Here is an 11402-nt window from a genome sequence, read left to right on the forward strand (position 1 = left end):
CTTCGGCGCCGGTAAGGTTGTAAAGGTGCGGTAAGAGCGCACCGCACGACTGGCAACAGGTCGTGGCTTGGTAAACCCCACTTGGAGCAAGACCAAATAGGGTCCCAAGGCGTGGCCCGCGCTGGGACCGGGTAGGTTGCTAAAGGTGTCCAGTGATGGCCATCGTAGACGAATGACTGTTCAAGACAGAACCCGGCTTACAGATCGACTCTCCACCTTTTTTCTTTCCCTGCTTGAATTAAAGGCGACAGGGCTGTTTATTATCAGCAGGCCTGCGCTGGATATCCGGCAGCGGCCGATGCCGTAATAGCCATTTCCCACCTTGCTTCAATCAACAGCAGAAGCAGCTTTGTAATACCGAAAAGATCTTACTCTTAACAAATCACTTTAACTTTCGAGCGCAGCTTTCTGTGCTGCTTCAAGTTATTGGTCGCAGGTGTCCGCCGGATTCTCGTTGTGCCTCCTTTTATGCTCCTAAATCTCCGTTCTGTAAGGCTTTTCCTTTAATCCGCGCCTTGACGGTGTGGTGGGCGCATTCCTATAGTGTGCGCAAGTGGCGGAAAGTGGCATGAAGTGGGTTTTCTGAGCTCAAAACGCTAAAAATTGGAGAAACGCAGACGTGTTTCGCGGAGCCAACGCTATCAGTCTCGACGCAAAGGGCCGTCTCGCCATGCCGAGCCGGTACCGTGACGAGCTCGTTTCGCGTAGTTCCGGGCAGTTGATCGTCACGATCGACGCCGTTGATCCGTGTCTGTGTGTCTACCCGCTCGATGAGTGGGAAATTATTGAAACCAAGTTGCGCGCGCTGCCTTCGCTTCGCGAAGAGAACCGCCGCCTGCAACGTTTGCTGATCGGCAACGCCGTCGACCTCGAGCTCGACGGCAGCGGCCGTTTCCTGGTTCCGCCGCGTTTGCGCGAGTACGCGAAGCTCGACAAGCGCGCGATGCTGGTGGGCCAACTGAACAAGTTCCAACTGTGGGACGAAGATGCCTGGAACGCGGTTTCCGCCGCCGACCTCGCTGCCATACAACAACCGGGCGCCATGCCCGACGAACTGCGTGATCTGATCCTGTGACTATTGATAGCGGCTTCAACCACATCACCGTACTGCTTGACGAAGCCGTCGAGGCTCTCGCCGTACGTCCTGATGGCTGCTATCTGGACGGCACGTTCGGACGCGGCGGGCACAGCCGGCTGATCCTCAGCAAGCTGGGGCCTGACGGGCGGCTCCTCGGATTCGACAAGGATCCTCAGGCGATTGCCACCGGGCAAACGCTAGCGGCCGAAGACGGCCGCTTTGTCGTTGTGCAGCGCAGCTTTGCCGAGCTCGGCGCGGAAGTGGCCGAGCGCGGCCTGTCCGGCAAGGTCAGCGGCATCCTGCTCGATCTGGGCGTGTCCTCGCCGCAGCTCGACGACCCGGAGCGCGGGTTCAGTTTCCTCAACGACGGTCCGCTGGACATGCGCATGGATCCGTCCCGCGGCATCAGCGCGGCGGAGTTCGTCAACACCGCACCGGTCGAGGAAATCGCCCGGGTGTTCAAGGAGTACGGCGAAGAGCGGTTCTCCGGTCGCATGGCCCGTGCCGTGGTCGAGCGCCGTGACGTCACGCCGTTCGAGCGCACCGGCGACCTGGCCGAAGTCCTCAAGGTCGCCAACCCGGCCTGGGAAAAGGGCAAGAACCCGGCGACCCGTGCGTTCCAGGGCCTGCGCATCCACGTCAACAACGAACTGGGCGACCTGGAGGCGGGCCTTGAGGCCGCGCTCGAGTGCCTGGAAGTCGGCGGCCGTCTGGTGGTCATCAGTTTCCATTCGCTGGAAGACCGCATCGTCAAACTGTTCATGCGCAAGCTGGTGAAGGGCGAAGCCGACAACCTGCCGCGCAACCTGCCGGTTCGTCACGTGGCGTTCGAGCCGAAGATCAAGATCCACGGCAAGGCGCAGACGGCCTCCGACGCCGAGCTCAAGGCCAACCCGCGCTCGCGCAGCGCGGTCATGCGTGTGGCGGAGAAGCTGCGGTGAGCAAGCTATTCGCCAAGCCCCTGCCGGGCGGCAGCTTCTTCATGCTGCTGCTGTTCATCGGCGTGCTCGTGTCGGCCATCGGCGTGTCCTACAGCGCCCACTGGAACCGGCAGTTGCTCAACACCCTGTACAACGAGCTGAGCGTGCGCGACAAGGCGCAGGCCGAGTGGGGCCGTTTGATCCTGGAGCAAAGCACCTGGACCGCCCACAGCCGCATCGAAGTGCTGGCCACCGAGCAGCTGAAGATGCACATCCCCGGCGCGGCTGACGTGAAGATGGTGGCGCCATGATGAAGCTCGAAGGCGCACTTTTCCCATGGCGGTTCCGCCTGGTGGTGGGGCTGCTCGGCATCATGGTCGCGGCGATCTGCTGGCGGATCATCGACCTGCAGGTGGTCGACCGTGACTTCCTTAAAGGTCAGGGCGATGCGCGCAGCGTGCGTCACATTCCGATTCCGGCCCACCGCGGCCTGATCACCGACCGCAACGGCGAACCGCTTGCCGTGAGCACGCCGGTGACCACCCTGTGGGCCAACGCCAAGGAAATGCAGCTGGCCAAAGAAAAATGGCCGGCATTGGCGGCTGCGCTGGGACAGGATCCGAAAGCCCTGGCCGAACGTCTCGAGGCGCAGGCGAACAAGGAATTCATCTACCTGGTGCGCGGGTTGACCCCCGAGCAGGGCCAGGCCGTGCTCGACCTGAAAGTGCCGGGCGTCTACGGCATCGAAGAGTTCCGCCGCTTCTACCCAGCCGGCGAAGTCACCGCGCACATGGTCGGCTTCACCGACATCGACGACCACGGCCGCGAAGGCGTCGAACTCGCCTACGACGAATGGCTCGCCGGGGTGCCGGGCAAACGACAGGTCATCAAGGATCGGCGCGGTCGGCTGATCAAGGACGTCCAGGTCACCAAGAACGCCAAGGCCGGCAAGCCCTTGGCGTTGTCGATTGACCTGCGCCTGCAGTACCTGGCCAACCGCGAACTGCGCAACGCGATCATCGAGAACGGCGCCAAGGCCGGCAGTCTGGTGATCATGGACGTGAAGACCGGCGAGATCCTCGCCATGGTCAACCAGCCGACCTACAACCCGAACAACCGCCGCTACCTGCAGCCGGCCATGATGCGCAACCGGGCGATGATCGACGTGTTCGAGCCGGGTTCGACCATGAAGGCCATTTCCATGAGCGCCGCGATCGAAAGCGGACGCTGGAAGCCGAGCGACACCGTCGAGGTGTACCCGGGCAGCCTGCAGATCGGCAAATACACCATCAAGGACGTGTCCAAGACCGAAGGCCCGGTGCTGGACATGACCGGCATCCTGATCAATTCCAGTAACGTCGGCATGAGCAAGGTCGCGTTCGACATCGGCGGCGAGACCATTTTCCGCCTGGCGCAGAAGCTGGGCCTCGGCCAGGACACCGGCCTGGGCTTCCCCGGCGAGCGTGTCGGCAACCTGCCGAACTACAGGGACTGGCGCAAGGCCGAAACCGCGACGCTGTCCTACGGCTACGGTGTTTCCGTCACCGCGATCCAGCTCGTGCATGCGTTCTCGGCACTGGCCAACAACGGTCGCCTCGCGCCGCTGACCCTGATCAAAACCGACAAGGCTCCGCAGACCACCCAGGTGCTGCCGGAAGCCGTGGCGAAAACCATGCAAGGCATGCTGCAGCAGGTGATCGAAGCCCCGCGCGGCGTGTTCCGTGCGCAGGTGCCGGCGTATCACGTGGGCGGCAAGTCGGGTACGGCGCGTAAGACGTCGGTCGGCACCAAGGGCTATGCGGAAAACTCCTACCGCTCGTTGTTCGCCGGTTTCGGCCCGATGAGCGATCCGCGCTACGCCATCGTCGTGGTGATCGATGAGCCGACCAAGGCCGGCTACTTCGGCGGTCTGGTGTCGGCGCCGGTGTTCAGCCGCGTGATGTCCGGCACCCTGCGCCTGATGAACGTCACCCCGGACAACCTGCCGACCACACAACAGGCCAACGCCACCCCGGCCGTTCCGCTGAAAGCCAATGGAGGGCGCGGCTGATGTCTCTGAGTCTGAACAAGATCTTCCCTCACGCCGGCCACGATCTGCTGATCCGTGAACTGGCGCTGGACAGCCGCAACGTGCGCGCCGGCGACCTGTTCCTCGCGGTGCCGGGCGGCAAGTTCGACGGCCGTGCCCACATCGCCGACGCGCTGGCGCGCGGCGCCGCGGCCGTGGCCTATGAAGTGGAAGGCGCCACGGTGCTGCCGATCACCGACGTGCCGCTGATCCCGGTCAAGGGGCTGGCGGCGCAGCTGTCGGACATCGCCGGGCGCTTCTACGGCGAGCCCAGCCATCACCTGAACCTGATCGGCGTCACCGGCACCAACGGCAAGACCAGCGTGACCCAACTGGTGGCCCAGGCCCTGGACCTGCTCGGCCAGCATTGCGGCATCGTCGGAACCCTCGGCTCCGGTTTCTACGGCGCGCTGCAGAGCGGCCTGCACACCACGCCGAACCCGATCGCCATGCAGGCGACCCTGGGCGACCTGAAAAAGGCCGGCGCCAAGGCCGTGGCCATGGAAGTGTCGTCCCATGGCCTGGATCAGGGCCGGGTCACGGCGCTGGCGTTCGACGTGGCGGTGATGACCAACCTGTCCCGCGATCACCTCGACTACCACGGCACCATGGAAGCCTACGCGGCGACCAAGGCCAGGCTGTTCGCCTGGAACGACCTGAAATGCCGGGTGGTCAACCTCGACGACGACTTCGGCCGGCAACTGGCCGCCGAACAGCGCGAGTCGCGGCTGATCACCTACAGCCTGCTCGACAGCGGCGCCTACCTCTATTGCCGCGAAGCGCAGTTCGATGACCACGGCGTGCGCGCCACGCTGGTCACGCCCCAGGGCGAACATCACCTGCGCAGCACGCTGCTGGGCCGCTTCAACCTGAGCAACGTGCTGGCGGCGGTCGGTGCGTTGCTCGGCCTGGACTACCCGCTGGACGAAATCCTCAAGGTGCTGCCGAAGCTCGAAGGCCCGGCCGGACGCATGCAGCGCCTGGGCGGCGGTAGCCAGCCGCTGGTGGTGGTCGACTACGCCCACACGCCGGATGCGCTGGAAAAGGTCCTGACCGCGTTGCGCCCGCACGTCAAAGGCCAACTGCTGTGCCTGTTCGGCTGCGGCGGCGACCGTGACCGCGGCAAGCGTCCGCTGATGGCCGAAGTGGTGGAGCGTCTGGCCGACCGCGTGCTGGTCACCGACGACAACCCGCGCACGGAAGATCCGGCGCAGATCTTCGACGACATCCGTGCCGGTTTCGCGGCTGTGGATAACGTCACCTTCGTGGCCGGCCGTGGCCAGGCCATCGCTCAATTGATCGCTGGCGCTTCGGCCGACGACGTGATCGTCCTGGCCGGCAAGGGCCATGAGGACTATCAGGAAATCAACGGCCAGCGGCATGCCTTTTCCGATCTGGTGGAAGCCGATCATGCCCTGACCGCGTGGGAGGTGGCCCATGCTTAAGGCCCTGAAACTCAGCGAACTGACCAACACCCTCGACGCGCGGCTGATCGCCGGCGACGCAAGCTTCGACGGCGTCAGCATCGACAGCCGCGCGATCAAGCCCGGCCAGCTGTTCATCGCCCTGACCGGCCCGCGTTTCGACGGTCACGACTACCTCAACGAGGTCGCCGCCAAAGGCGCGGTCGCGGCGCTGGTCGAGCGCGAGATCGCCGACAGCACGCTGCCGCAATTGCTGGTCAAGGACACCCGTCAGGCGCTGGGCCAGTTGGGTGCGCTCAACCGTGCCGCGTTCACCCACCCGGTGGCGGCCGTGACCGGCTCCAGCGGCAAGACTACGGTCAAGGAAATGCTCGCGGGCATTCTGCGTACCCGTGGCTCGGTGCACGCGACCCGCGGCAACCTGAACAACGACCTCGGCGTACCGCTGACCCTGCTCGAACTCGCCCCGGAACACAGCGCGGCGGTGATCGAGCTGGGGGCTTCGCGCCTGGGCGAGATCGCCTACACCGTCGGCCTGACCAAGCCCCACGTGGCGATCCTCAACAACGCAGGCACCGCCCACGTCGGCGAGTTCGGCGGGCCGGAGAAGATCGTCGAAGCCAAGGGCGAAATCATCGAAGGGCTGGCCGCCGACGGCACCGCGGTGCTGAACCTCGACGACAAGGCCTTCGGCATCTGGAAGACCCGCGCCGCCGGGCGCAAGGTGCTGACCTTCGCCCTGAACAACCCGCAGGCGGATTTCCACGCCAGCGACCTGGCCACCGACGCACGCGGCTGCCCGGCGTTCACCCTGCACAGCCCGGCCGGCAAGGAACGGGTGCAACTGAACCTGCTCGGCACCCACAACGTCGCCAACGCCCTGGCCGCCGCCGCCGCGGCCCATGCCTTGGGCGTGTCGCCGTTCGGCATCGCCACCGGGCTCGGCGCGGTGCAGCCGGTCAAGGGGCGCACCGTCGCGCAATTGGCGAAGAACGGCCAGCGCGTGATCGACGACACCTACAACGCAAACCCCACCTCCATGTGCGCGGCCGTTGATATACTCGCCGGCTTTTCCGGCCGCACCGTTCTGGTGCTCGGGGATATCGGCGAGTTGGGCGACTGGGCGGAGCAGGGGCACCGCGACGTGGGCGAGTACGCCCGGGGCAAGGTTTCCGCGCTTTACGCCGTCGGCCCGCTGATGGCCCATGCCGTGAACGCTTTCGGTGCGCAGGCGCATCACTTCGGCACCCAGGCCGAACTGATCCAGGCCCTCGCCGCCGAACAGGACACAAACACCACCATTTTGATCAAGGGCTCGCGCAGCGCGGCGATGGAAAACATCGTGGCGGCCCTGTGCGGTTCCAGTCTGGAGAAACATTAATGCTGCTGCTGCTAGCGGAGTATCTGCAACAGTTCTACAAAGGCTTCGCGGTCTTCCAGTACCTGACCCTGCGCGGGATTCTCGGTGTGCTGACCGCGCTGGTCCTGTCGCTGTGCTACGGCCCATGGATGATCCGCACCCTGCAGAACCGCCAGATCGGCCAGGCCGTGCGCAACGACGGCCCGCAATCGCACCTGTCCAAGTCGGGTACGCCGACCATGGGCGGCGCCCTGATCCTGTCGTCCATCGGCGTCAGCACCCTGCTGTGGGCCGACCTCACCAACCGTTACGTCTGGGTCGTGCTGCTGGTGACCTTGCTGTTCGGCGCCATCGGCTGGGTCGACGACTACCGCAAGGTGATCGAGAAGAACTCCCGCGGCCTGCCGAGCCGCTGGAAGTATTTCTGGCAGTCGGTGTTCGGCCTCGGCGCCGCGATCTTCCTTTACATGACCGCCGCGACGCCGGTGGAAACCACCCTGATCCTGCCGATGCTCAAGGACTACAGCATTCCGCTGGGCGCCGGCTTCATCGTGCTGACCTACTTCGTGATCGTCGGTTCGAGCAACGCGGTCAACCTGACCGACGGCCTCGACGGCCTGGCGATCATGCCGACCGTGATGGTCGGCGGCGGCCTGGGCATCTTCTGCTACCTGTCGGGCAACGTGAAGTTCGCCGAATACCTGCTGATCCCTTACGTGCCGGGCGCGGGCGAGCTGATCGTGTTCTGCGGTGCGCTGATCGGCGCCGGCCTGGGCTTCCTGTGGTTCAACACCTATCCGGCCCAGGTCTTCATGGGCGACGTCGGCGCACTGGCGCTGGGCGCCGCGCTGGGCACCATCGCCGTGATCGTGCGCCAGGAAATCGTCCTGTTCATCATGGGCGGCGTGTTCGTGATGGAGACCCTTTCGGTGGTCATCCAGGTCGCCTCCTTCAAATTGACCGGCCGCCGCGTGTTCCGCATGGCGCCGATCCACCACCACTTTGAACTCAAGGGCTGGCCCGAGCCGCGCGTGATCGTCCGCTTCTGGATCATCACCGTGATTCTCGTGCTGATCGGCCTTGCCACCCTGAAGCTGAGGTAGAACGAGTGTCCCTGATCGCTTCCGACCACTTCCGCATCATTGTCGGCCTCGGCAAGAGCGGCATGTCCCTGGTTCGCTTCCTGGCGAACCGGGGCGTGGCGTTTGCGGTGGCCGACACGCGGGAAAACCCGCCGGAACTGGCCACGCTCAAGCGTGACTATCCGCACGTGGAAGTGCGTTGTGGCGAGCTGGACGTCGAGTTCCTGTGCCGTGCCGACGAACTCTACGTGAGCCCCGGCCTGGCGCTGGCGACCCCAGCGCTGCAGGCCGCTGCGGCCCGTGGCGTGAAACTGTCCGGCGACATCGAGCTGTTCGCGCGCAACGCGAAGGCGCCGATCGTGGCCATCAGCGGTTCCAACGCGAAAAGCACCGTCACCACCCTGGTCGGCGAGATGGCGGCTGCGGCCGGCAAACGCGTGGCGGTGGGCGGCAACCTCGGCACGCCGGCGCTGGACCTTCTGAGCGACGACGTCGAGCTGTACGTGATGGAGCTGTCGAGCTTCCAGCTGGAGACCACCGACCAGCTCAACGCCGAAGTGGCGACCGTGCTCAACATCAGCGAAGACCACATGGACCGCTACAGCGGCCTGCCGGCCTACCACCTGGCCAAGCACCGGATCTTCCGGGGCGCCAAGCAGTTCGTGGTCAACCGTCAGGACGCCCTGAGCCGTCCGTTGATGGGCGAGGGCCAGCCGTGCTGGACCTTCGGCCTGACCAAGCCGGACTTCAAGGCGTTCGGCATTCGCGAGGAGGGCGGCGAGAAGTGGCTGGCCTTCGAATTCCAGAACCTGATGCCGGTGCGCGAGCTGAAGATCCGCGGCGCCCACAACCAGTCCAACGCCCTGGCGGCGCTGGCGCTCGGCCATGCGGTCGGCCTGCCGTTCGACGCGATGCTCGCGGCGCTGCGCACCTTCGCCGGTCTCGAACACCGCTGCCAGTGGGTGCGTGACGTGGACGGCGTCGGCTACTACAACGACTCCAAGGCCACCAACGTCGGCGCCGCGCTGGCCGCCATCGAAGGCCTGGGCGCGGACATCGACGGCAAGATCGTGCTGATCGCCGGCGGCGACGGCAAGGGCGCCGAATTCCATGACCTGCGCGATCCGGTGGCGGCGCACTGCCGTGCCGTGATCCTGATGGGCCGCGACAGCGACAAGATCGGCGAGGCCATCGGCGAAGCCGTGCCGCTGATCCGTGCCTGCTCGCTGGTCGAGGCCGTTGCGCAATGCCGCGCCGCCGCCCGTCCGGGCGACGTCGTGCTGCTGTCGCCGGCCTGCGCCAGTTTCGACATGTTCAAGAACTACGAAGACCGTGGTCACCAGTTCGTCCGCGCCGTGGAGGACCTGGCATGAGCCTGAAAGGGATCATCAAGCCGTACCCGTCGCCGATCATCACCGGACGCGGCATCGACCTCGACTTCCCGATGCTCGCCGGCTGCCTGGCGTTGCTGGGGCTCGGGCTGATCATGATCGCCTCGGCGTCGACCGAAGTGGCGGCGGCCCAGTCGGGCAGCGCCCTCTATTACATGATCCGCCACCTGATCTACATCGTGCTGGGGCTGGGCGCGTGCGTCGTGACCATGATGATCCCGATCGCCACCTGGCAGCGCATGGGCTGGATGATGCTGATCGGCGCCTTCGGCCTGCTGGTGATGGTGATCGTCCCCGGCATCGGCCGCGAGGTGAACGGTTCGATGCGCTGGATCGGCTTCAGCTTCTTCAACGTGCAGCCTTCCGAGATCGCCAAGGTGTTCGTGGTGATCTACCTCGCCGGCTACCTGGTGCGCCGGCAGAAGGAAGTGCGCGAAAGCTGGATGGGCTTCTTCAAGCCGTTCATCGTGCTGCTGCCGATGGCGGGCCTGCTGCTGATGGAGCCGGACTTCGGCGCCACCGTGGTGATGATGGGCGCGGCCGCAGCGATGCTGTTCCTGGGCGGCGTCGGCCTGTTCCGGTTCTCCCTGATGGTGGTGCTGGCGGTCGCGGCGGTGGTGCTGCTGATCCAGATGCAGCCATACCGGATGGCGCGTCTGACCAACTTCGCCGACCCGTGGGCCGACCAGTTCGGCGCCGGCTACCAGCTGTCCCAGGCGCTGATCGCATTCGGTCGCGGCGAGTGGCTGGGCGTCGGCCTGGGCAACAGCGTGCAGAAGCAGTTCTACCTGCCGGAAGCCCACACCGACTTCGTGTTCTCGGTGCTGGCCGAGGAGCTGGGCGCCGTGGGTTCGCTGTGCACCGTGGCGCTGTTCGTCTTCGTGTGTATCCGGGGCATGTACATCGGCCTGTGGGCCGAGAAGGCCAAACAGTTTTTTGCCGCCTATGTCGCTTACGGGCTGTCGTTCCTTTGGATCGGCCAGTTCCTGATCAACATCGGCGTGAACGTCGGCCTGCTGCCGACCAAGGGCCTGACCTTGCCGTTCCTCAGTTACGGCGGCAGCTCCCTGGTGATCTGCTGCGCCTGCCTCGGCCTGCTGCTGCGGATCGAGTGGGAGAGCCGCACGCACCTGGGCAGCGAAGAGATGGAATTCCATGAGAGCGACTTCGCCGAGGAGCCGAACCATGGGCGCTAACGTATTGATCATGGCCGGCGGCACCGGCGGCCACGTGTTCCCGGCGCTGGCCTGTGCCCGCGAGTTCCAGGCGCGCGGCTACACCGTGCACTGGCTCGGCACCCCGCGCGGGATCGAGAACGACCTGGTGCCGGCCGCCGGCCTGGAACTGCACCGCATCAACGCCACCGGCCTGCGGGGCAAGGGCAAGCTGTCGCTGCTCAAGGCGCCGTTCATGCTGCTCAAGTCGGTGCTGCAGGCCCGTGCCGTGATGCGCCGCCTCAAGCCGGTGTGCGTGGTCGGTTTCGGCGGTTATGTGACCGGCCCCGGCGGCGTCGCCGCGAAGCTGGCCGGCGTGCCGGTGATCGTTCACGAGCAGAACGCCGTGGCCGGCACCGCCAATCGGATGCTGGTGCCGTTCGCCGCCCGGGTGTGTGAAGCGTTTCCCGACACCTTTACCCTGTCGGACAGCCGCCGCACCACCGGTAACCCGGTGCGCAGCGAGCTGTTCCTCGAAACGCCGCGGCAGGCCCTGGCCGGCCGCAAGGCGCGTTTGCTGATCCTGGGCGGAAGCCTGGGCGCAGAACCGTTGAACAAGCTGTTGCCTGAAGCCCTGGCGCAAGTCGCTGCCGACCTGCGTCCGGAGGTGTTCCACCAGGCCGGCAAGAACCACGATGAAGTGACTGCAGAGCGCTACCGCGCCGCCGGCGTCGACGCGCAGGTGCAGCCGTTCATCAAAGACATGGCCCAGGCCTATGGCTGGGCTGACCTGGTGGTGTGCCGCGCAGGCGCCCTGACCATCAGTGAACTGGCCGCCGCCGGTCTGCCCTCGATGCTGGTGCCCTTGCCCCACGCCATCGATTTCTATCTCAATCCGGAGCCCGCCAACCCGCCTCAGCCCAGC

The 11402-nt window shown here is 65.5% G+C and carries 10 protein-coding genes and 1 other RNA gene; all 11 read left to right on the forward strand.

Annotated elements, in window-relative coordinates; genetic code table 11:
- Positions 1 to 216, forward strand: an RNA gene (gene rnpB / locus ACIP0B_RS26340) — RNase P RNA component class A; the annotation flags it as partial.
- A 403-nt stretch (positions 217 to 619) separates the two neighbouring features.
- On the forward strand, positions 620 to 1075 hold the full coding sequence (gene mraZ, locus ACIP0B_RS26345; RefSeq protein ID WP_003205355.1) for a division/cell wall cluster transcriptional repressor MraZ: 456 nt from the start codon (positions 620 to 622) through the stop codon (positions 1073 to 1075).
- The gene (gene rsmH / locus ACIP0B_RS26350) at positions 1072 to 2019 is read left to right on the forward strand and encodes a 16S rRNA (cytosine(1402)-N(4))-methyltransferase RsmH (RefSeq protein ID WP_400837652.1); all 948 of its coding nucleotides are present in this window, start codon (positions 1072 to 1074) and stop codon (positions 2017 to 2019) included. Before mraZ ends, rsmH begins: the two co-directional genes overlap by 4 nt.
- Positions 2016 to 2309, forward strand: coding sequence for a cell division protein FtsL (gene ftsL / locus ACIP0B_RS26355; RefSeq protein WP_007956777.1), 294 nt, complete (start codon positions 2016 to 2018; stop codon positions 2307 to 2309). The genes rsmH and ftsL overlap by 4 nt, the downstream gene beginning before the upstream one ends.
- Complete coding sequence (locus ACIP0B_RS26360; protein ID WP_170929944.1) at positions 2309 to 4048, forward strand: penicillin-binding protein 2; 1740 nt, start codon at positions 2309 to 2311, stop codon at positions 4046 to 4048. The genes ftsL and ACIP0B_RS26360 overlap by 1 nt, the downstream gene beginning before the upstream one ends.
- Positions 4048 to 5511 (forward strand): UDP-N-acetylmuramoyl-L-alanyl-D-glutamate--2,6-diaminopimelate ligase, encoded by a 1464-nt coding sequence (locus ACIP0B_RS26365; RefSeq protein ID WP_400837655.1) that lies wholly within the window; start codon positions 4048 to 4050, stop codon positions 5509 to 5511. Before ACIP0B_RS26360 ends, ACIP0B_RS26365 begins: the two co-directional genes overlap by 1 nt.
- The gene (gene murF / locus ACIP0B_RS26370; protein ID WP_400837658.1) at positions 5504 to 6871 is read left to right on the forward strand and encodes a UDP-N-acetylmuramoyl-tripeptide--D-alanyl-D-alanine ligase; all 1368 of its coding nucleotides are present in this window, start codon (positions 5504 to 5506) and stop codon (positions 6869 to 6871) included. The genes ACIP0B_RS26365 and murF overlap by 8 nt, the downstream gene beginning before the upstream one ends.
- Complete coding sequence (gene mraY, locus ACIP0B_RS26375) at positions 6871 to 7953, forward strand: phospho-N-acetylmuramoyl-pentapeptide-transferase (protein WP_085584845.1); 1083 nt, start codon at positions 6871 to 6873, stop codon at positions 7951 to 7953. Before murF ends, mraY begins: the two co-directional genes overlap by 1 nt.
- 5 nt (positions 7954 to 7958) lie before the next feature.
- Complete coding sequence (gene murD, locus ACIP0B_RS26380) at positions 7959 to 9305, forward strand: UDP-N-acetylmuramoyl-L-alanine--D-glutamate ligase (RefSeq protein ID WP_400837662.1); 1347 nt, start codon at positions 7959 to 7961, stop codon at positions 9303 to 9305.
- Entirely contained in the window at positions 9302 to 10519 is a 1218-nt protein-coding gene (gene ftsW, locus ACIP0B_RS26385) for a putative lipid II flippase FtsW (protein ID WP_085584849.1), read from the forward strand. The genes murD and ftsW overlap by 4 nt, the downstream gene beginning before the upstream one ends.
- Positions 10509 to 11402: undecaprenyldiphospho-muramoylpentapeptide beta-N-acetylglucosaminyltransferase (gene murG, locus ACIP0B_RS26390; protein WP_400837666.1), on the forward strand; the 894-nt coding region annotated here is incomplete at its 3' end. The genes ftsW and murG, both read left to right, overlap by 11 nt.

Origin of the sequence: Pseudomonas sp. NPDC089534, from assembly GCF_044749305.1 — a bacterium.
Lineage (GTDB): Bacteria > Pseudomonadota > Gammaproteobacteria > Pseudomonadales > Pseudomonadaceae > Aquipseudomonas > Aquipseudomonas ekonensis.